Annotated in this window: 17 protein-coding genes and 1 tRNA gene; 10 read left to right on the top strand and 8 right to left on the bottom strand. The window is 60.8% G+C overall.

Annotated elements, in window-relative coordinates:
* Nucleotides 1-91 precede the first annotated feature (91 nt).
* A complete protein-coding gene (locus IEW18_RS06120) occupies nt 92-3,112 on the top strand; it encodes a PAS domain-containing protein (RefSeq protein WP_188556949.1) in 3,021 nt (1,006 codons plus the stop codon).
* Nucleotides 3,113-3,131: 19 nt separating this feature from the next.
* Here IEW18_RS06120 and IEW18_RS06115 read toward each other — a convergent pair whose 3' ends face one another.
* Nucleotides 3,132-3,848 (bottom strand): GAF domain-containing protein, encoded by a 717-nt coding sequence (locus IEW18_RS06115; protein ID WP_188556948.1) that lies wholly within the window; start codon nt 3,846-3,848, stop codon nt 3,132-3,134.
* A gap of 311 nt (nt 3,849-4,159) precedes the next feature.
* Between IEW18_RS06115 and IEW18_RS06110 the strand changes: the two genes are divergently transcribed.
* Nucleotides 4,160-4,747, top strand: coding sequence for a DUF6799 domain-containing protein (locus tag IEW18_RS06110; protein ID WP_188556947.1), 588 nt, complete (start codon nt 4,160-4,162; stop codon nt 4,745-4,747).
* 79 nt (nt 4,748-4,826) lie between these two features.
* Here IEW18_RS06110 and IEW18_RS06105 read toward each other — a convergent pair whose 3' ends face one another.
* A complete protein-coding gene (locus IEW18_RS06105) occupies nt 4,827-5,390 on the bottom strand; it encodes a hypothetical protein (protein WP_188556946.1) in 564 nt (187 codons plus the stop codon).
* A gap of 147 nt (nt 5,391-5,537) precedes the next feature.
* On the opposite strand from IEW18_RS06105, the gene IEW18_RS06100 reads away from it, so the two are divergent.
* A complete protein-coding gene (locus IEW18_RS06100; protein WP_188556945.1) occupies nt 5,538-7,388 on the top strand; it encodes a WG repeat-containing protein in 1,851 nt (616 codons plus the stop codon).
* Between the two features lie 120 nt (nt 7,389-7,508).
* Here the strand turns inward: IEW18_RS06100 and IEW18_RS06095 are convergent.
* The 3 genes from IEW18_RS06095 to pheS all read right to left on the bottom strand — a co-directional run bounded on the left by IEW18_RS06095 (nt 7,509) and on the right by pheS (nt 9,341).
* Nucleotides 7,509-7,582 (bottom strand) — tRNA-Asn (locus tag IEW18_RS06095).
* Between the two features lie 97 nt (nt 7,583-7,679).
* Nucleotides 7,680-8,126, bottom strand: coding sequence for a QcrA and Rieske domain-containing protein (locus tag IEW18_RS06090; RefSeq protein ID WP_188556944.1), 447 nt, complete (start codon nt 8,124-8,126; stop codon nt 7,680-7,682).
* Nucleotides 8,127-8,303: 177 nt separating this feature from the next.
* Nucleotides 8,304-9,341, bottom strand: coding sequence for a phenylalanine--tRNA ligase subunit alpha (gene pheS, locus IEW18_RS06085; protein WP_188557304.1), 1,038 nt, complete (start codon nt 9,339-9,341; stop codon nt 8,304-8,306).
* A 276-nt stretch (nt 9,342-9,617) separates the two neighbouring features.
* Between pheS and IEW18_RS06080 the strand changes: the two genes are divergently transcribed.
* From IEW18_RS06080 to IEW18_RS06070, 3 genes are all read left to right on the top strand, one after another.
* Nucleotides 9,618-10,163 (top strand): hypothetical protein, encoded by a 546-nt coding sequence (locus IEW18_RS06080; protein ID WP_188556943.1) that lies wholly within the window; start codon nt 9,618-9,620, stop codon nt 10,161-10,163.
* A gap of 118 nt (nt 10,164-10,281) precedes the next feature.
* Complete coding sequence (locus IEW18_RS06075) at nt 10,282-10,629, top strand: hypothetical protein (RefSeq protein WP_188556942.1); 348 nt, start codon at nt 10,282-10,284, stop codon at nt 10,627-10,629.
* A 191-nt stretch (nt 10,630-10,820) separates the two neighbouring features.
* On the top strand, nt 10,821-11,477 hold the full coding sequence (locus IEW18_RS06070; RefSeq protein ID WP_188556941.1) for a hypothetical protein: 657 nt from the start codon (nt 10,821-10,823) through the stop codon (nt 11,475-11,477).
* An 87-nt stretch (nt 11,478-11,564) separates the two neighbouring features.
* Here IEW18_RS06070 and IEW18_RS06065 read toward each other — a convergent pair whose 3' ends face one another.
* Both IEW18_RS06065 and IEW18_RS06060 read right to left on the bottom strand, forming a co-directional pair.
* Nucleotides 11,565-12,851 (bottom strand): M16 family metallopeptidase, encoded by a 1,287-nt coding sequence (locus tag IEW18_RS06065; protein ID WP_188556940.1) that lies wholly within the window; start codon nt 12,849-12,851, stop codon nt 11,565-11,567.
* A 121-nt stretch (nt 12,852-12,972) separates the two neighbouring features.
* Entirely contained in the window at nt 12,973-15,645 is a 2,673-nt protein-coding gene (locus IEW18_RS06060) for a SusC/RagA family TonB-linked outer membrane protein (RefSeq protein WP_262891884.1), read from the bottom strand.
* A 137-nt stretch (nt 15,646-15,782) separates the two neighbouring features.
* On the opposite strand from IEW18_RS06060, the gene IEW18_RS06055 reads away from it, so the two are divergent.
* The 4 genes from IEW18_RS06055 to ytxJ all read left to right on the top strand — a co-directional run bounded on the left by IEW18_RS06055 (nt 15,783) and on the right by ytxJ (nt 19,019).
* Entirely contained in the window at nt 15,783-17,840 is a 2,058-nt protein-coding gene (locus tag IEW18_RS06055; protein ID WP_188556938.1) for an alpha-ketoacid dehydrogenase subunit alpha/beta, read from the top strand.
* Between the two features lie 61 nt (nt 17,841-17,901).
* Complete coding sequence (locus IEW18_RS06050) at nt 17,902-18,228, top strand: hypothetical protein (protein WP_188556937.1); 327 nt, start codon at nt 17,902-17,904, stop codon at nt 18,226-18,228.
* Between the two features lie 105 nt (nt 18,229-18,333).
* Nucleotides 18,334-18,666: a hypothetical protein gene (locus tag IEW18_RS06045; RefSeq protein ID WP_188556936.1), complete on the top strand. Its 333-nt coding sequence runs from the start codon at nt 18,334-18,336 to the stop codon at nt 18,664-18,666.
* Between the two features lie 11 nt (nt 18,667-18,677).
* Nucleotides 18,678-19,019, top strand: a complete 342-nt coding sequence (gene ytxJ, locus IEW18_RS06040) for a bacillithiol system redox-active protein YtxJ (protein ID WP_188556935.1) — start codon at nt 18,678-18,680, stop codon at nt 19,017-19,019.
* A gap of 205 nt (nt 19,020-19,224) precedes the next feature.
* Here the strand turns inward: ytxJ and IEW18_RS06035 are convergent, their stop codons facing one another.
* Nucleotides 19,225-19,629 carry an OsmC family protein gene (locus IEW18_RS06035; protein WP_188556934.1) on the bottom strand — a complete coding sequence of 135 codons (405 nt, stop codon included), beginning with the start codon at nt 19,627-19,629 and terminating at the stop codon, nt 19,225-19,227.
* Nucleotides 19,630-19,664 lie beyond the last annotated feature (35 nt).

Genomic DNA, 19,664 nt, shown 5'->3' with positions numbered 1-19,664 from the left:
CTATCAGAGGTTGCTTGCGGCGCTGAAAGCAGTTCGGGCTGGGTACTCCTGGTCCTTGTATTGTGTATCTTCCGGCCAGCTGCTCCGTTTCATGCTCCCAACTCTACCGCTGCCCGTTTTCAACGCGTTGCCCGATGCCTACCTGCTGCTAACGCCCGATCTGACCATTGCGGCCGTCAGCAACGCGTACCTGGCCCTAACGCACACCCGGCGGGAAGACCTGGTGGGCCGGCAGTTGTTCGACGCCTTTCCAGACCACGCCCACCTGCCCGAAGCAGCCGTTTCCATCAGCTTGCGCGATTCGCTGCGCCGGGTGCAAGCCACCGGCCAGCCCCACGAAATGGCCCGCCTGCGCTACGACCTACCCGACCCCGCCCAGCCCGAGCGCGTGCAGGCGCGCTACTGGCAACCCCGCAACTTGCCCATTCTCGACGAGCAGGGGCAATTGCTGTACTACCTACTCCTAGTCAGCGACATGACGGCGCAGGTGCAGGAAGAGGAGCAGCTACACGCTAGTCAGGCTCGGGAGCATACTGCCCAGGTCGAGGCCGAAGCCCAGCGCAACCGCCTGCAAACCCTCATTGCCCAGGCTCCCGCCCTGATTGCCAGCTTGCGCGGCCCCAACCACGTAGTAGAACTGGCCAATGACAGGTTCTGCCAGATGGTTGGGCACCGCAGCCTGGTAGGCCGGCCTTACCGCGAAGCCGTGCCGGAGCTGGGCGAGCAGGGCTTTGTTGACTTACTCGACGCCGTGTACCGCACGGGCGAGACGTATGCAGCCAGCGAAACCCTGGCCTACATTGACCGCACCAACTCAGGCCAGACCGAGCCCGGCTACTTCAATTTTATTTATCAGGCCACCCGCGATGCAGCGGGGCAGGTGCAGGGCGTCCTCATTTTTGCCTACGACGTGAGTGAGGAGGTGAAAGCGCGTCGGCAGGTAGAAGCCCAGGAGCAGCGCAGCCATGACCTGAACGAGGAACTGACCACCGCCAACGAAGAAATCCGAACCAATAACCAGGAACTGCAGCAGGCTGAGCACAACCTGCGCGAGCTAAACCTGCAACTGGAGGCGCGGGTAGCAGAGCGTACCCAAGCCCTGCAGGAAGCTTTACGGGAGGCTGAGCACCAGCGCGAGCAGGTGCTCACGCAGCAGCGTACTTTGCAGCAGATTCTGGGGCAGGTGCCTGCCGCCGTGGCTACCCTCACCGGACCGGAGCACCGTTGCACCTTCTTCAACGCCCACTATCAGGACCTGTCCGGCGGGCGTACCCGGCTGGGCCTTACAGTGGCGGAAGTTTTCCCCGAAGTGGTGGCGCAAGGCTTTGTTGATCTGCTCGATGGGGTGTACCGCACGGGGCAGCCGTTTGTGGGCATGGCTACCCCGGTCTTGCTCTATAATAAAGTCAACGGCCAACCCGAACAGCATTACGTGGATTTCATTTATCAGCCCCTGGTGGATGAACACGGGCACACGCAAGGCATCCTGGCTTTCGTGCTGGATACCACCGAGAAGGTGCTAAGCCAACAGCGCGCCACTGAAGCCCAGGAAAAGGCTCAGGCCACTGCCGAGCAGCTAGCCGAGCAACGCAACAACTTCTACCAGATATTCACGCAAACGCCGGCCTGCATTGCCATTCTGCGCGGGCCTGAGCACCGGTTCGACTTCATCAATGAGCCGTATCAGCAGCTGTTTCCGGGGCGGCAGCTACTAAGCCGGCCCCTGGCGGAAGCCCTACCCGAAGCGCATGAGCAAGGCTTTACTGCCCTGCTGGACCGCGTGTACCAGACCGGGGAGGCTGTGTTCAGGGCCGAAATGCCGTTGCGGGTAACGGCGCAGAACGGGTGCCAGCTGCCCGTAGCCTATTTTACCTTCACGTACCAAGCCTACCAGGAAAAGGGCCGCACCGCCGGCGTATCCATTTTCGCCTTCGACGTGACGGAGCAGGTGCAAGCCCGGCAAGAAGCGGCCGCCCAACAGGCGCAGTTGCAGGCACTTTTCGAGCAGGCTCCGGTAGCGGTGGCCATTTTGCAGGGTCCGGAGCTAACAATTCAGGTCGCTAATTCCCGGGTAGCCCAGCTCTGGGGCCGCCGGCCTGAGCAGGTGATAGGTAAGCCGTTGCTGGAAGCCTTGCCGGAAGTGCGCGACCAAGGCTTTCCCGAACTGCTGGTGCAAGTGCGGGATACGGGGCAGCCCTTCGAGGCCCAGGAAATTGCAGCCATGCTGGAACGAAACGGCCACCTCGAAACGGTGTACTTTAACTTCGTGTACCAGCCCCTGCACGATGCGCAAGGCCATATTACGGGGGTAGCGGTTGTGGCTACGGAGGTAGGCGAGCAGGTACAGGCCCGCCAGCAGGTGCAGGCTCTCAACGAGCAGCTGCAGGCCGCCAATGCCGAGTTGGGCGCTTCCAACCAGCTTCTCACGCGCACCAACCAGGACCTGGATAACTTCGTGTACGCTTCTTCCCACGACCTCAAGCAGCCTGTTAATAATCTGGCCGGGCTATTCAACGAACTGTACCGCAGTATTCGCTTTACTGACCCCCAGGAAGAACAGATTCTGGTGCCCCTGATTCAGCAGGCCCTGCAGCAGCTCAGCGTTACCATCGACGATTTGGCGGCCCTGGGCCAGGCCCAGCAAGCCAGTGAGGCCCGGCCCGAAACCGTATCATTGGCCGAGCTGACCGAGGAAGTTCTCACGGCCCTGGAGCCCCAGGTGCGGGCTGCCCGGGCGCGCATTACCACCAACTTCGATGCTCGTCCTACCTTGTCGTTTCCTCGGGCCAACCTGCGCACTGTGCTCCTCAACCTGCTTAGCAACTCGCTTAAGTATGCTGACCCGGAGCGGCCGGCCCGCGTGCACCTTTCCGTGTGGGTTGACGCCGGCCAGCCCGTGCTGGTGGTGCAAGATAATGGGCTGGGCTTCGATGCAGACCGCTACCGCGAGGAGCTGTTTCACCTTTTCCGCCGCCTGCACCAGCACACGGCCGGCACGGGCGTGGGCCTGTACCTGGTCAACCGTATTGTGCAAGCTAACGGTGGTCACATTGAGGTAGAAAGCCAAGTAGGAGCCGGCGCCACGTTCCGCATCTGGCTGGGCCGGGCTTAGCTGGGCTTCCTGATGCAGGTTAAGCCAGGTGCTGGATAGCCGTGGTGAGCTGCTGCTGCAACGCTTTGACTATCAGCTTTACTTCCTCCGCGCGCGACATTTGGTAGGCCTGCGCCGCGGCCGTATCCTCCGATTCTTCCCACTGCGCCAGCTCCGCCAACGTGTCCAGCCGACTCATGGAGCCCGCAATGGCAATGTAGATGTCGGGCCACAGGGAGTGTAGGGTTTTGGTGTGTTGACCCAGCGCCACCTGCACGTCGAGCAGCAGGAGCGCCACTCCGGCCAAATCACGCAGCAGCTCTATTTCCTCGGCCGTTAGAATACGGGGGTTACGGTCAATAACGCACAGTGTACCAACGGCATGGCCGGTCGAGGTGTGTAGCGGGTAGCCCGCGTAAAAGCGGAGCCCTAGGGCATCGACGGCGGCGGGGCTTACCAGCGTACAGGGCTGGCGGCTTAGGTCCTCAAACACCGTGGCCTCATGGGACAAGATGGCGGCGGAGCATAGACTTTCTCCCCGGGGCATGCGCTCAGGCGCGTCCAGGCCAGCGTTGCCGCGAAACCACACGGCATCGGCCTCCACCAGCGACACCAGGGCAATGGGGGCTTGAAACAGCTTGCCCGTGAGGCGCACGAATTCATCGAAGAATGGCGCGTCGCCGCTAACCAGATAGGCCTGTAGCGCAGCGAGGCGTTGCGGCTCGTTGTCGGGTAGCAGCCGGGAAGGTGTAGCCATCGGGTAAAGATAAGGGGCCCACGTAAGGAAGTCGCTAGGCCAGGGCTGAAAGCCCCACATCGTTTTGCGGTTAGGCATAACCGGCTGCCTTACGCAAAGTGCTTTCTGCCGTGAAAAGGACCCGTCCGGTTCAGCTTTCCCGTTTTCATCTAGGCGCGCGCCCTTCCCAGCTAGTAATGACTAGTCCTTATTGGTGAACTGCTTTTGCCTCAGGGAATACTCGCCTGCGGAGTTGCTTTTCAGCCTTATTGCAACTGGCCTCGTATTTGTTTCCCCGAGCATTGTACTCCCTTTTTTCCCTAGCTGCGTTCATGTCAAAGTTCTATTTCCTCCTCGTTGGGCTCAGTCTGAGTTTCGGTGGTGCTACCTCAGCCGCGGCGCAGAAACTTAACAACGACGGATTTCAGCGCCGAAACGGGCAAATGCATATCCTGCGCAACGGGCAAGTGCGTCCCATGCTGCGGGATGCTCACCTGCCGACCGGGGCTGTGGTTGGTACAGACGGCTTCGTTGTAGGGCCTGATGGGAAACGGACCGAGCTGCAGGAAGGGCAAGGGTGTGACCTGAAGGGTAATCTGGTATCGGTTGTCGCTACCGCTGGGGGCGGACTTGCCCTAAGCCCACCGGTTAGCACTCCGCGCCGCCCCGCGTCGGAGGCTCCCGCCGCGGAAGAGGTGCGGGCGGTACTGGAGGATTTGCTGGGCCGGGGCCGCCGCGAGGAGGACCAGGACGATGAGCGCGAAGAGTACGACGAGAAGTACGAGGAGAAGGCCCGGGAGCAGCGCAAGAAAGAAGAGGAATGGCAGCGCGAGGAGCAGAAGCGCCGCGAGGAGCACGAGCGGGAGCGAGAGAAAAAGTGGAAGGAGAAATGGAAAAAAGGCAAGAAGTGGGACGATTAACCCGCTGCTTATCATAAAGAAACGCCCGGCCGCTCTCCTAGGAGCGGCCGGGCGTTGGTATGTTTACTCAGGACGGCGGCTAGCGGTTGGGAAAGAGAATGTCGAGGATGTCGCGCGCCACGGAACCCGGGCGCCGCCGCTCCTCTTCGCGCCAATCATAAGCGGTGTCGTAGGCCCGGTCTCCATGCAGGATGAAAGCGCCCGGCTCCAGGCGAATGCCGCGTAGCCGCTCGCAGCTGGTGGGTGGGGGCTGGTGCCCGGCCGGCCGGTTCGGATACCAAACCCGACACTGGCCGGGGGGCGGGTAGTGTCCGCGCGGCACGCCCGCCAGCTGACGGGGGCCCGGTGAGCCCGCCGGCGGCAAAACTACTCGGCCCAGGATGCCGCCTAGCTTTCCTCCCGTAGCACGCGGGCCCCGGTTCTCATACCTACCGTCCCCGTCCTTGTAACGGTCCTTCTCCTGCTTGTACTTATCGTCCTTCTCCTTGTCGTCCTTGTCTTTGTACTCCTTCTCCTTTTTATCCTGGTCGTACTTGTACTCTTTCTTGTCCTTATCCTTATCATTTCCTCGCCCTTGGGCGAAAGCAACAGGACCGGAGGCTAGCCACATGCCAGCAATGAATAACAGGGAAATACGGCTCATACGGGGTAGGAAAAATGAAGGGTGGGGGGTGTACGCCGGCTTCTGGGCAAAGTTCGGACCAACGCTTGCTCTACAGTAACCGTAGGGGAAACCCCTGCCCGTATCAATGAGCGGCGGCCCACTTGCTAGCGGCTATTCCCATTTTCCATGTTGCACCATTTCCTGTTCGCTCCCTTTTCTAACGTCATCCGCCAGCGGCAATACGAGCAGCTACTAGCTGATTTGCAGGCCGATACTACCGCACCCGTCTCGCTGCTGTTGGGCAACTTCGCCGTGGGGGAGCATGATACGGTTATCGATGCGCTGGTCGTTCGCCCGCACAGCATCACGCTCGTACTCTTCGTCCCGCAGGGTGGAAAACTTGCTATTCCCGCTTTCGAGTATGGCGGGTGGCAACTCAACGGACAGCCACTAGGTGGGACAGGAAAGGAGGCAGACAATCCCTTCGAGCAGTATCGGCAGCAGAAAGCGGCGGTAGTAGAATGGCTCGCGCCGCAGTTCGGTCCTGAGCAGATGAATCTGCAGGTTGTGACGGGCGTAGTTCTGTTTGCCGCGCCGGTCAGCTTTGCGGAAGGGGTAGAGCAGCAAGTACGCAAGCATCCAGATGCTGGGTTTCACCTGCTGGCGGATGCTTCCCAGTTCCCGCGACAACTCAAGCAACTTGCCCGGCCCGAAATCGACTTGAGTGCCGAAGAGTTGTCTAATTGGGCCCGGGAGCTGGCGCAGGATGTAGCAGAGCCGGCCAGCCCAGTAGAGCCCGCACCTGTTCCCATTTCCGCGCCTGCTTCCTCCAAGGGTGTGTTGGGTCGGTTGTGGGGCTGGCTTGGCGCGGAGGATATTCCGGAAGACACGCCCTACGGCCACCCTGCCGGGCAGGTAGCGGAAGGTCAGGCCGAAAAGCAGCGCCTGGAACAATTGCGGCTGGAAGCGCAACAGGAGCTGCGGCAGAAACTCCAGGCCCTGGAGGCTCGCGAGGCCCAGCGCGAACATAACATGGCCCAGCTGCAGGCTCAGTTAGCGCAGGCGGCCCCGGTCCCAAGCCAAGCTCAAGCCATACGGGACCAACTGGCCGCAGAAAGCAGTGAGAAAGCGGCGTTAGAAGCGGCCATTAAAGCCTCGCGGGCCGAATCGGAAGCTCGCAACCGAGACTTGGATGCCAAAATCGAGCGCCTGGGAGGACTACTCGACCAGTTGCAGGCCCGTACGGTGACTGCCGCTCCAGTAGGCTCAGCTCCTGCAGCAGCTTCCGGTTCTTCTGCCACCGCTGGCCCTCGTTCCGCCGGGTATCGTCGGTTACGAACCTGGCGTCGGCGGCTGCCGCGTTTGGCAGCGGTAGCGGGTGTAGCTGGTTTGTTGGGGTTAGGTGTCTGGGGCGCTAGCCACTTGGGCAGAGGTGCGGCTGCTCCGGCTCCCTACCAGGAAAACGGGAAATGGGGATTTGCTGACCCGAGCGGCAAACAGGTGGTGCCCGCTAAGTATTCTTCCGTTAGCAGTTTCCAGCAGGAGCGGGCGGTGGTGGAGGAAAACGGGGTGTACGGCATAGTTGATGCCGAGGGGAAAGAGGTAGTGCCCTTGGCCTATGACGCGCTTAATCCCTACGCGGAAGGCTACGCCCGGGTGCGCGTTGGCGACGCGTACACCTTCGTGGATGAGCAGGGGCAAGAGTTTGATACCTATTACTTCAACGCCCTGGACTTTTCTGAGGGAGTTGCCGCCGTGCTCGACCACCGGGGCTGGTATTACATCACGGGGCCGCAGGAGCCGAACAAGGAACCCGCGCTGTTTCAGGAGGCCTACTCGTTTCGGGATGGTTTGGCGCGGGTACGCCTAGCGGACGGCTACACCTACATCACCAAAGACTATCTGAGTGACTCAAGCCAGGGCACTACGCCCTTTGGCCGCTACGAGTCCGCTACTGATTTTGAGAATGGAAAGGCCCAGGTCACGCAGAGCGGCCGCAGCTTCACGATTGACACGAACGGGGAGCCGGTGGAGTAGAGGCGAAAGGCATCCAACGGGAGGACGTGTTGCGAGTTGTCCCGTGGACTGGTCCGCCAGCAAAGAAAAACCCCGATAACATGCTGGCAGGCAGTGCGTTATCGGGGTTTTCTACTTGTGCGCTCCCTCCTGGGCTCGAACCAGGGACCCTCTGATTAACAGTCAGATGCTCTAACCGGCTGAGCTAAGGAAGCGGTTATGGCGGCGTCTTTTTCGCCGTTGCTGGTGCAATATTAGAGCAAAGTTCTGGAACGTCCAAACATGTATTTCGAAAAAAATGCAGAAAAACAATTAGTTCGTGATTGTCAGAGTATTGCCAGATAGGGCCGTGTTGTACTGGCGCAACGGGCGGGTAGCCGGCCCGCCCTGCACTTGCCCCTGGAAGCTGAACTGCGACTGACAACACGGATCGAAAAGCCGCAGAAACGGGTCGATTTTTACCCGCGCGCAAGTATCCTGGGGTTGGTAGGGGCAATTACGGTCGAAGGCCAGGTACGTGCTGGCATTCTGCCGAACGATGATCAGGCCGCGCACGCCGCCCTTATGGTACACAGCGCCATTGTCGAAACGCAGGTTGCTGTTTTCCTGATTGGTCAGGAACACTACTTCGTTTACGGCCGCCAGCGGAATTTGGGGCTGGGCATCGTTGGCGGAGGAGTTGCAGGCTGCTGACACCAGACCGGCAACTAGGATACTACCGGCAACGGCGAAGGTGCGCAAAAAGGAAGCAGAAAACATACGTGAAACGTGAAGCGGCAGAAGAGGAAGAACGCACAACTTGCCCGCAGTGATACAGGCTCGACCGGGAGTTGTACTCCTTACGAGAAAATTCCGACGGGGCTCAGCAGGGTAGGAACATAAAAAGCTCCCATCTGCAGCCGCAGATGGGAGCCCGCCTAGCAATGGCTGCCTACCCTATTGGGCGCTTTCGAACTGGCGCAGAAAGCGGGTATCGTTTTCAGTAAACAGGCGCAGGTCCTTGATCTGATATTTGAGCATGGTGATGCGCTCAATGCCCATTCCCCAGGCGTAACCGGAGTAGCGCTCCGGGTCGATGCCAGACTGCTCCAGCACGGCCGGGTCAACCATACCACACCCGCCAATTTCTACCCAGCCCGTCCCCTTACAGATGTTGCAGCCTTTGCCTTTGCAGATCAGGCAGGTAATGTCGATTTCCGCGCTGGGCTCGGTGAACGGGAAGAAGGAGGGCCGGAACCGCACCTGCATATCCTGGCCGAAGAGTTCCTGCACAAAGTAATACACCGTCTGCTTGAGGTCGGCGAAGCTCACGTTTTCATCCACGAACAAGGCTTCCACCTGATGAAACATCATGTGGGCCCGCGCTGAAATGGCCTCGTTGCGGTACACGCGGCCGGGCATGATGCTGCGAATCGGAGGCTTCTGCGTCTGCATTACGCGCACCTGCACCGGGCTGGTGTGCGTGCGCAGTACCCACTCCTGCTCGCCGGGCGTGCGGCGCACAAAGAACGTGTCCTGCATGTCGCGGGCGGGGTGATTCTCCGGGAAGTTGAGAGCCGTGAAATTGTGCCAGTCGTCCTCAATTTCCGGGCCTTCCTCCACGTTAAAGCCAATCCGGGCCAGAATGCGCACGATTTCCTCGCGCACCAGGCTCAAGGGGTGGCGCGTGCCCAGGGCATTCGGAGTAGTAGGCAGGGTGTAGTCGAAGGTGGGGTCGGCGGGGGCGTTGGCGGAGGCCGCCTCCAGCTCCTGCTGGCGCTGCTCAAACCGGGTTAGCGCCAGTTGCTTCAGCTGGTTGAGCTCCTGGCCCACGGCCCGCCGGTCTTCCTGCGGAACGGTTTTCAACTGGTCGAATAGGTCGGCCAACTGGCCCTTGCGGCCGGTATAAGCAATGCGAAACTGGTCGAGCTGTTCCGCTGTAGAAAGGTCGTAGGCTTCGATTTCGGCCCGCAGCCGCGCGATGTTATCCTGCATCATAGTGCAAAGGTAACTTGATTGCAGCTAGATGCTTGCTACCCGCAGATTTGCGAAAATTACCGTCTGTTTATCAGGTATATATGATTTGACTGACGCAAAATGCGCTGGCGCTAGCTTCCGATTTCAACCCGAGTGAAAAACTGGTACGGTTGCTGCAAACAGCCTGAGTACAAGCGGCAACTGAGGCTGAACGTGGGGCGCCACCCGTTAGCCAGCTGGCTGCAAGCCCGGTCTGGCCGGGTGTGGTATTCACCTCTTGATCTGCCTTTCCCGATGAAACGTTACCTTCTCACCGCTGCCGTGGCAGTGGCCTTCTTTAGTGCGTCGCAGGAGGCGCAAGCTCAAAGCCAGTCGAAAGTAAAATCTGGCAAGCTGGCCAACACCAGTGTGGCGCCCGCCGCCGCCGCCCCGGAGCCTGAGTGGCCAGCCCTGGAAACCTGGAACGAGCCTGCCGCACCAGCCAGCGCCAGCAACGGCTGGGAAGCCGCCGCTACCAACGATACGGACCCAATGATGCAGTCCTCGGGGGTAATGGTGGCCCCTGGCATGAGCTCCTCGCCGTACCGCGGCACTAGCACCGACTATCACGGCCGCCCCGTAGCCAAGCCGAAATCTAAGCGCCCCCGCTCCGTGGAAGTAGCCCAGAACGACCCGATGATGCAGTCCTCGGGCGTGATGATAGCCCCCGGGATGAACACGGCCCCCTACCGTGGCACCAGCACCGATTACCACGGCCGCCCCGTGCGCAAGCCCGTGGCTAATACTACCGTGTCGGCCCAGGCCGATGTAAGCCAGGAGCCCGTAGCAGCGGGCTGGTAAGCCAATATTCTACTGGTGTGGTTCCGCTTACAGCCCGGACGGCATAGCCGTTGCCGGGCTGTTGCCGTATGCAAGAAAAATTGTGGTAACTACTTGAACTTCTTACGGCTTCCTTTCTATGAGAACCTCACTGCTACCCTTTCTGCTGATTGGCGTAATCTGCCTGTTTACGGAAACGCTTGCCCAGGCGCAAACCAAGTCAGCCACTCGCGCCAAAGCGGCCTACCAGCGGACCTCCAGTTCCCGCACAAAAGCCCGCGCAGGCGCCTATGCCCGCTACGACCGCTCAGGCCGGCGCGATGAGGAAAACCTGAAGCTGGCCCCTGGCTTGCGCCTAAACATGCCCAGCCCGCCTACCACCGACTACATGGGCCGGCCCCTGAAGAAAAAGCCCGCTAAGCAGCCTGCTAGCGGATCAAGTACCATTTCAGCTGAGGGTGGCAAGAAGGCCGCTGGTCGACCGTAGAAGCCCGCGCCACTTATGGTTCTGCTACTGTTGAGGTACAGCAACGTAGTAGCTTGTTGATTTTCTGAATTTCGGCTTGGGGATGGAACTTCTCGGGCAAGGCCGCGTTAGGCCAAAAAATGAGGCGGGGGTTTCGAGCCCGCGCGGGGTGCCGTACCTTTGCGGTAAGAATCTGCTTTACACCTTCTTTTATGACTCGTCAATTCCTCCCACTGTTGCTGATTGGCGGCGTACTGCTGGCAGCGCCGGCTGTAGCCCAGAAAAAATCATCGGGCGGCTGGGATACCTCTTCTGATGGCTGGGGTGCTCCGGCTAAAAAATCGGCCGCTCCCGCTAAAAAAACTACGACTACCAAAGCGGCAGTAGCTCCTGCTGCTGAGCCTGCCGCTGCTACGCCTGCTCCTACTGCCACTGCCGCTCCCGCTTCGGGTAGTGGCGAGTGGGGTGGTGCTTCGGCCGGTGGTGCTTCGGCCGCCCCCGCAGCAGAAAGCCAGCCTATTGGAGCTAGCTTGGCTCCGGGCTTTTCGGCCGCGCCCTCCCGCCGCGTAACCACGGATTATCGGGGCCGCCCCATGAAGCCTTACGTGCGCCGCACGGTGCGTTCCGCCGACCCCATGCCTACTGCGCCGGCCCCCGCCCCCATTATTCCGGTTGCTGAGCCCGAGCCCGCTCCCGTAGCGGCCACGCCGGCCCCAGCGGCTCCCAAAGCCAGCGGTGCCGGTGCTTCGGGTGCAGTTAAAAGCGGTGGTGCTGCCTCTACCACCAAGAAAACGGCTGCTCCGGTTAAAAAAGCTGCTCCCAAGAAAAAGGCCGATGACGGCTGGGGTAGTGGCGGCAGCGGCTGGTAAGCCAAGCCATCAGACGACCTTACAACAGAACAGCCCGCCTGGAAAACCAGGCGGGCTGTTCTGTTATAAACTGGCTACACGTTACGTTTAGCTTGCCATTTCTGCCAGTTCTGGCTCTGCCGGGAGAGCAGTAGCTATAGATGCTGCCCGGTAGTACAGGGTGCTGCAGTTGTCAGGCCGCAAAACTTCCTGGGCGGCGGCCAGCACATGCGCCGGAGTGACGGCCTGCACTTTGGCGCTTTCCTGATTAACGAGGTCAGCGTTGCCGAGCAGCTTGCTGAACGCCAGATTCATGGCGCGGTTGAGCAGCTCTATCTCGCTGAAAACGATGCTGGCTTCGGCCTGATTTTTTACTTTTTCCAACTCTATGGCGGGTACTTCCGCAGCGCGAAGCTCGGCCAACACTGCCTCCACTGCTGCATCCGCCTCCTCCAAGGTTACGCCGCTGTTGAGCTTGCCACTTACGACCAGCAGACCCGGCTCAAAGGAGCCCATTACGGAAGCCGAAATAGAATTGAACAACGGCGTTTCTTTCACCAATTGCTGATATAAGCGCGAAGACTTACCCCGACCCAGCAAGTCGCCGAGTAAATCGGCAGCGTAGTAGCCGTCCTCGGCGCGGCCCGGAATGTGGTACACCTTATAGAGAGCCGACAAGGGCACTTCGGCGGTTACTTCCAGGTGGCGGGCTTCCGTTTGGCGCGGCTCTTGGGGAAGCTGCCGCTCGTAGCGTGTACCGCCCGGAATAGGCCCAAACCACTTTTCGGCCAGCCGCTTGGCCTCGGCCACAGTTACGTCGCCGGCCACCACCAAAATGGCATTGCTGGGCGAATAGTGTTTGGCGAAGAAGTCACGCACTTGCTGCATCGTCGCGTCTTCGATGTGGCTAACTTCCTTGCCAATGGTAGCCCACTGGTAGGGGTGGCGCTGGTAGGCCAAAGGCCGCAGCTTCAGCCATACGTCGCCGTAGGGCTGGTTGAGGTAGTTCTGCTTGAACTCTTCCACTACCACCTTGCGCTGCACTTCTAGTCCGTTCTCGGAGAAAGCCAGGTTCAACATGCGGTCCGACTCCAGCCAGAAGCCAGTTTCCAGGTTGGCGGCGGGCAGGGTGAGGTAGTAGTTGGTGATGTCGGGGGAAGTAAAGGCGTTGTTTTCGCCGCCCACCAGCTGCAGGGGCTCGTCGTAGCTGGGAATGTTCACGGAGCCCGAAAACATCAGGTGCTCAAACAGGTGGGCAAAGCCGGTGTGGGCCGGGTCTTCGTCGCGGGAGCCTACGTTGTAGAGCACGTTGAGCACGGCCATGGGGGTCGTGTGGTCTTCGTGCACAATGCAGCGCAGGCCGTTATCCAGGGTAAATTCTTCGAAGTGAATCATGCGCGGGGCAAAGGAGAGTCTGAAAAGTACTGTGAAGGATAACCAGCGGCCCGGATTGATAGTTTCGGGTCGGGCGGTGGGGTAGGGCCCGGGAAGGCGTGGGCCGTTGCGGGCCGAAAGCTTACAACGTGGCCCGTACGCCCAGAAGTATGGTGCGGGCTACGGGGTAGGCCCCGGCATCCAGGCCGGGCTGCTGGTTGTCGGAGCCGGCCGAGCTGACGTTAGGGTCGTAGCCCCGGTATTTACTTAAAACCAGCAAATTTTGCCCGCCTACCCACAGGGTGACAGCGCGAAGGTCGTGCTCCCACACCTTGTAGCTGGCTGTGAGAGCCGACAGGCGCACATGGCTGCCCGACTGTAAGGTGTAAGTGCTGACCGGGCCCAGCGGCAGGTTACTGCCGGCGGCCGGTACCTCGGTGTTGGGGGAGGCAGGCGTCCAGCGGCTCAGAACGCGGGTGGAGGCGTTGGTAAAGCTGGTAGGCGAATCCAGGTCATACAGGTTGGTATTGTTCACCTGGTAGCCAAACATACCGTCGAGCTGGGCCTGCAGGGAAAGGCGCTGGTAGGAAAGCTGCTGGCCCAGGCTCAGCAGCTGCCGGGGCAGGCCGCCGCCCAGCGGCTCCCGGTCCTGAAAATCAGTATACCCATTGCCGTTCACATCCTGGTAGCGCAGGTTGCCGGCGGCATCCAGGCCCTGGGTGCGGTACCCGTAGAAGGTACCCAGGGGCTGCTCGTCCAGTGTGCGTTGATAAGGGAAAAAGTAGGAGCTGGCAGTGCGGCCCGCCTCAAACCGGTTGCGGTTGGCGGCGGCGGCCAGCCAGCTGCTGCCTTGCAGCGGGCCCGCCCGCCATGTGCTGTGCAGCGTCAGCTCCAGGCCGGTGTTGCGCACATAGTCATTCTCGGCCGCGCCGGGGGTAAGGGGGAAACCAGGCAGGTAGGTGGTGCTGGTAGTGCGGCGCGCGTAGGCCTGGGCCGTTACGGTGAGGTGGCCGTTAAGGAGGCTGGCCTCGATGCCCGCATCGGCCTGCTGGGTGAGCTCCGGCAGAAACACGGGCAGCAGCTGCGTCTGGCCGCCCGGGCCCGGTACCGGAATCTGAAAGAAGTTGCGCCCGTGGTTGCCTCCTCCTGAAGTGCGCCCCCAGCCTACCCACACATCCAGCTTACTAGGGGCGGAGGCCCAAAACTTTTCCTTGGCCGCGTGCCACAGCACCTGCGCCCCCGGTAGCCAGCTCCACCGGTCATGGGCCGCGAAGGTGCTGGACCCGTCGCGGCGCAGGGTGCCGCGCACCTGATACCGCTCATCAAAGGTATAGCCCGCCGTGAGCTGGTAGAAATTCAGCCGGGCCTGCGCCGTGCTGCCGCTAGCTGCCAAAGACCCGGGAGTAGAGCCAGGAGGATAGCTAATCTGCTTTGCCGTGTTCTGGCGGTCTTGGCGCATGGTCTCCAGGCTGGCCGTTACCGCGTGCCGCTCCCCGCCAAAGCTGCGGGCGTAGCGTAAAGCCGGATTTACCACCCACTGGCGGTAGGTAAACGTAAGGTTGCCGTTCTCGCCGGCCGGAAGCGAGGAAAAAGCTGGCTGGTAGGAGCGGCTGCGGAGCGTGGCCCGCTCCAGGTTACCGCGGACCTCCACCGCAAGGCCGGCTGCCACTTCGTAGCGGACCCCCACCTGGGTCAGAAGCCGCCGCTGCTCCGGCGTTTGGTAGCTCTGCCGGGCCTGCGCCACGGGGTTCACGTAGTAGCCGGGGTTGGGGTTGTCCGTCTCCGATTGCGTGGGCAGAGCAAACAGCGCATTGCGCAAGGTATAGTACGCCGGTACGCGCTGCTCGGTCTGGCTGAGGCTGCCGGCGGCCTCAACGTGCAGGCGCTGCCCGAGTTGCTGGGTAATGGCCGCGCGGGCGGCGTAGCGGCGCAGCCGGGAGTTTAGCACCACGCCCTGCTGGTTCAGGTAGTCGGCGGCGGCGTAGTAGCGCGTGGTGGGCGTGCCACCCGACAGGCCCAGGTGATGCTCCTGCACGGCCGCGGTGCGCAGCAGCTTCTCCTGCCAGTCGGTACCCCGGCCGAAAGCAGCCAGTTGGGCGGCGCTATACTGCGGGGGCTGGCCGGCCCGTTGGGTTACTTCATTGCGCAGGGCCGCGTACTGCTGGGCGTCCAGCAAATCGTAGCGGTAGCGGGCCTGCTGCGCGCCGCCGTAGCCAGCGTAGCTGAGGCGCGGCTTGCCCGTTTGGCCCCGGCGGGTAGTGATGCGCACCACCCCGTTAATTCCCTGGGAGCCGTAGAGGGCAGTTTCGTAGGCGCCTTTCAGGATTTCTACCCGCTCGATGTCCTCATTGGGAATGCTCAGCAGCGGATTGCTGTCCAGCTCCTGCACTTCGGCCGGCACTACCCCGCCCAGCAAGCTCACCCCGTTCGGCCGGAAGGTGTGCTGAAATACCGGCATGCCATCCACCACGTACAGCGGCTGCGCGTTATTGGAGAGGCTGGCCGCCCCCCGGATGCGCACCGCCACCTGGGCTCCCGGCGCGCCGGAATACGGCGTGACCTGCACCCCGGCTATCTGGCGGAGTTGCTCTTGCAGGGGAAGGTAGGACGTGAAATGATGTGATTGAATTCTAACACCTTTAACCCTGTGATATAGTCTATTATCTATCGTGCTATCTTGAACAATAGTATTAGGTAAGCTGCTGGCAGAGTTTATCACCGTCCCCACGCGGCGCGAAGCGAGGCTATCGGGCTGCTGGGCCAGGGCTGGAAGGGAGAGTGGAAAGAATAAACTGAATGGTAGTAGTCGGGCCATAGCGAATGGGTAGGGAGGAAGTCGGTCCCGAAGATAGATGCCCGGCCGCAGCCGAATCCATAAAGCCCAGCCGATAATTTCCCTTCCAACCCAAACCCGTACTTTTGGCCCTACCCACCACTACCTGCTACCTCCCGATGAACTTCGACCGCAAGGACTACGCCAACGATACGCTGCTGCACCTGTACCAGGGCCTGCTCAAGCCTCGGATGATTGAGGAAAAAATGCTCATTCTGCTGCGCCAGGGCAAGGTAAGCAAGTGGTTTTCGGGCATCGGGCAGGAAGCCATTTCGGTGGGCAGCACCCTGGCCCTGGAACCCGACGAGTACATCCTGCCCCTGCACCGGAACCTGGGCGTATTCACGGGCCGCAACGTGCCTCTGGACCGGCTGTTTGCGCAGTGGCAGGGCAAAACCACGGGCTTCACCAAGGGCCGCGACCGGTCGTTTCACTTCGGCACCAACGAGCACCACATCGTGGGCATGATTTCGCACCTGGGCCCCCAACTGGCCGTAGCGGGCGGCATTGCCCTGGCCGATAAGCTCGACGAGAAGCCTAAAGTAACCATCACGTACAGCGGCGACGGGGGCGCTTCGGAGGGTGATTTTCACGAGGCCCTGAACGTGGCTGCCGTGTGGGAGCTGCCCGTCATCTTCATCATTGAAAACAACGGCTACGGCCTGAGCACGCCCAGCCGGGAGCAGTTCCGCTTCCGCTACTTCGTGGACAAGGGCCCGGCCTACGGTATGGAAGCCGTGCAGGTCGATGGCAACAACGTGCTGGAAGTGTACGACACGGTGCGCCGCCTAGCTGAGGACCTGCGCCAGAACCCGCGGCCCGTGCTGCTGGAGGCGCTTACCTTCCGGATGCGCGGCCACGAGGAAGCCAGTGGCACCAAGTACGTGCCCCAGGAGCTGTTTGAGGAGTGGGCCCAGAAAGACCCGGTCGAGAATTACGAGAAGTGGCTGCTGCAGGAGGGCATCCTGGACGAGGAAGCCCGCATGCGCTACCGCGAAACCATCAAGCGTGAAATTGAGGAAGGCCTGCGCATCGCCGACGCTACCCCCATGCCCACGGCCGATGCTCGCCAGGAGCTGGCCGATATGTACGCGCCAACTGGAGATAGTAGAGATGAGAGCCTAGAACTTAGAGCACAGGAAATAGCAGCTGTAGCTATTTCGCCGCTTAACTCTCAGTTCTCAGCTCTTAGTACTGAGCTCTCACCTCTAAATACTACCGACAAGCGCTACGTCGATGCCATTTCCGACGGGCTGCGCCAGAGCATGGAGCGCTACCCCGAGTTGGTGCTCATGGGCCAAGACATTGCCGACTATGGCGGCGTGTTCAAAGTCACGGAAGGCTTTGTGCAGCAGTTTGGCAAGGGCCGGGTGCGCAATACACCCCTCTGCGAGTCGGCTATTGTGGGGGCTAGCCTGGGCCTGAGCATCAAGGGCAAAAAGGCCATGGTGGAAATGCAGTTTGCCGATTTTGTGACCTGCGGCTTCAACCAGATTGTAAACAACCTGGCCAAAAGCCACTACCGCTGGGACCAGAACGCCGATGTGGTGGTGCGCATGCCCACCGGCGCGGGCACCGCGGCCGGTCCCTTCCACTCCCAAAGCAACGAGGCCTGGTTTACCCACACCCCGGGCCTGAAAGTGGTGTTTCCGAGCAACCCCGTGGATGCCAAAGGCTTGCTCTGCGCCGCCATTGAGGACCCCAACCCGGTCATGTTCTTCGAGCACAAGCTGCTCTACCGCAGCGTTTCGGCGCCCGTGCCCGACGCCTACTACACCACGCCCATCGGCAAAGCAGCCCTGGTGCGGGAAGGCGACGAAATGAGCATTATCACCTACGGGGCCGGTGTGCACTGGGCCCTGGCGTTGGCGGAGGAGGTAGGCCTTTCGGCTGATATTCTGGACCTGCGTACCCTGCTGCCCTGGGATACGGAAGCCGTGCGCCAGACCGTGGAGAAAACCGGCCGCGTTATCATTCTGCACGAGGACACGCTGGTAGGCGGCCTGGGCGGCGAAATAGCCGCCTGGATTGCCGAGCACTGCTTTACCCACCTCGATGCGCCGGTGCACCGCGTGGCCTCCCTGGACACGGCCGTGCCCTTCGCCCCGCCCCTGGAGAAGGTGTTTCTGCCCCAGCAGCGTCTGCGCGAAACCGTGGCCAAGCTGCGCAGCTACTAGCCCGCGAAATCTGTAATTTGCGTCCTCTGTCCCGCTGACAAGAAGCTGATTTGAACTTGAAATGAACGTGTTAACTGCTTCCGGCGCGCGTATACGGCTGCTGATGCTGGCGGCTTTGCTGCTGCTCACGGCTTCGGCCTGCCACCGCTACCGCCTGCCCAGCCCAACGGGGCCGCCCCAGCCCAAAGTCAAGAAAGCCAGCAACCCCGACAATGAATCGGCCGACGGGCGGGCCCTGGACGTGGAGAAAGAAGCCGTGAAAACCAAGAAAAACAGCTACGACAAAAACGGGCTGCTCAAGAAGCCCAAGTACGAGCGGCGGCGCCTGAAGCGCAAAGTGGGGCAGCGTAAAATTCTGGGTATTACGCTGCCCGATTTCATGCAGTAAAACGAGCTACCCTGGTTGCCCTGCCGTATCAGGGTTATCTTGGGGCTGGCCCGCTGTTCGGGTGGCGGCTTATTTCTCTACCCCTCACGTTATCCTTCTTCCTCTATGCGCTACTTGTTCCTCACTACTTTCGCGTTGGTTAGCCTAGTAAGCACCGGGGCCCAGGCGCAACTGGAATCTACTTCGCCGGCCCAGCAGCGCGCCGCCAACCGCCGCGCCCTGCGCGAAGCCGCCCAGTTCCAGGGTGAATACAAAGAGTCGCACCTGACGGTCACGAAAGCCGAACTCAAGCATGCCGGCAGCGGACGGCAGGCGGCGGCCAAACCTACCGATGGTCGGGCCAGTTACCAGTTTGACCGCACCGGTACGCCGCGCGTAACCGAACCATCCCGCGCGAGTTTTCGTCTTCGGAAGAAGAAAGAATCTAGTTCCCAATAATCACCCCGCCCATGACTCCCTGGCAACCCCTGACGCAATCCGAGCAGCTTTCTGATATCGTCCGCGAATCATACGAGCACCCGGTTCTTATCTTCAAACACAGCACTTCCTGCTCTATCAGCGCCGCGGCTAAAGGCAAGGTAGAGCGCCAGTGGGACGAGGTGGGCCTGTCGGCTACCAAGCTCTACTACCTCGATCTGCTGCGCTTCCGGCCCATTTCCAGCGAAATAGCCGAGAAATTCGGCGTCCGTCACGAATCGCCCCAACTGCTGCTGATCCAAAACGGCGAGTGCAGCTACGACGCCTCCCACATGGGCATCCGCCTGAGCGAGGTAGCTCAATTGGTGAAATAGTGATTCGGTGAGTTAGCGAGGTAGTGATGCAGTGAAACTGACGAATTGAAACCGTCCGGCATCCTAAGCAACGCGCAGGACCTTATCAGGCTAGCACGACCTCGTACCAACGACCCGTTCATGCCTAATAAGGTCCTGCGCAAGTTTAGGTGACTGGTGGTTTCTTGCACCAGCGGTAACTATAACTCACTGAATCACCGTTTTACTACTCGTAAATAAACCGAACCTCCTGGCGGATTTCCGGGTTTAAACTTAGGGCTACCGGGCAGGTGCGCGCCGCATTTTCCAGGATGGTTTGCTCCTTCTCGGTGAGGGTAGCAGGCAGGCGAAACGTGACGTCAATCTGCCCGATGCGGCGGGGTTCGGCCAGCATGTGCTTGGTTACATCCCAGCTAGCCCCGGTTAAGTCAAGGCCGTGGCGTTCGGCTACGATGCCCATAATGGTCATCATGCAGGAGCCCAAGGCAGCGCTTACCAGGTCAGTGGGGGAAAAGGCCTCCCCCCGGCCGTGGTTGTCCACGGGAGCGTCGGTCAGGATGGTGTTGCCGGAGGCGACGTGAGTAGCTTCGGTGCGCAAATGGCCGGCGTAGCGGGCGGTGGCAGTGCTCATAGGAAATCGAAAATCAGGTACTGGTATGCGGGTAA

The organism is Hymenobacter glacieicola (assembly GCF_014640315.1).
Taxonomy (GTDB): Bacteria; Bacteroidota; Bacteroidia; order Cytophagales; family Hymenobacteraceae; genus Hymenobacter; species Hymenobacter glacieicola.
The sequence above is the reverse complement of the archived record's forward strand: the minus strand, read 5'-3'. Positions and strand labels throughout refer to the sequence as shown.

Coding starts and splice junctions, on each gene's coding strand:
- IEW18_RS06065 (WP_188556940.1), bottom strand. CDS start 12,851: ATGATTCACTTCGAAGAATTTACCCTGGATAACGGCCTGCGCTGCATT.
- IEW18_RS06050 (WP_188556937.1), top strand. CDS start 17,902: ATGAACGTGTTAACTGCTTCCGGCGCGCGTATACGGCTGCTGATGCTG.
- IEW18_RS06080 (WP_188556943.1), top strand. CDS start 9,618: ATGAAACGTTACCTTCTCACCGCTGCCGTGGCAGTGGCCTTCTTTAGT.
- IEW18_RS06120 (WP_188556949.1), top strand. CDS start 92: ATGCTCCCAACTCTACCGCTGCCCGTTTTCAACGCGTTGCCCGATGCC.
- IEW18_RS06075 (WP_188556942.1), top strand. CDS start 10,282: ATGAGAACCTCACTGCTACCCTTTCTGCTGATTGGCGTAATCTGCCTG.
- IEW18_RS06035 (WP_188556934.1), bottom strand. CDS start 19,629: ATGAGCACTGCCACCGCCCGCTACGCCGGCCATTTGCGCACCGAAGCT.
- IEW18_RS06060 (WP_262891884.1), bottom strand. CDS start 15,645: ATGGCCCGACTACTACCATTCAGTTTATTCTTTCCACTCTCCCTTCCA.
- ytxJ (WP_188556935.1), top strand. CDS start 18,678: ATGACTCCCTGGCAACCCCTGACGCAATCCGAGCAGCTTTCTGATATC.
- IEW18_RS06070 (WP_188556941.1), top strand. CDS start 10,821: ATGACTCGTCAATTCCTCCCACTGTTGCTGATTGGCGGCGTACTGCTG.
- IEW18_RS06090 (WP_188556944.1), bottom strand. CDS start 8,126: ATGTTTTCTGCTTCCTTTTTGCGCACCTTCGCCGTTGCCGGTAGTATC.
- IEW18_RS06045 (WP_188556936.1), top strand. CDS start 18,334: ATGCGCTACTTGTTCCTCACTACTTTCGCGTTGGTTAGCCTAGTAAGC.
- IEW18_RS06110 (WP_188556947.1), top strand. CDS start 4,160: ATGTCAAAGTTCTATTTCCTCCTCGTTGGGCTCAGTCTGAGTTTCGGT.
- pheS (WP_188557304.1), bottom strand. CDS start 9,341: ATGCAGGATAACATCGCGCGGCTGCGGGCCGAAATCGAAGCCTACGAC.
- IEW18_RS06105 (WP_188556946.1), bottom strand. CDS start 5,390: ATGAGCCGTATTTCCCTGTTATTCATTGCTGGCATGTGGCTAGCCTCC.
- IEW18_RS06100 (WP_188556945.1), top strand. CDS start 5,538: ATGTTGCACCATTTCCTGTTCGCTCCCTTTTCTAACGTCATCCGCCAG.
- IEW18_RS06115 (WP_188556948.1), bottom strand. CDS start 3,848: ATGGCTACACCTTCCCGGCTGCTACCCGACAACGAGCCGCAACGCCTC.
- IEW18_RS06055 (WP_188556938.1), top strand. CDS start 15,783: ATGAACTTCGACCGCAAGGACTACGCCAACGATACGCTGCTGCACCTG.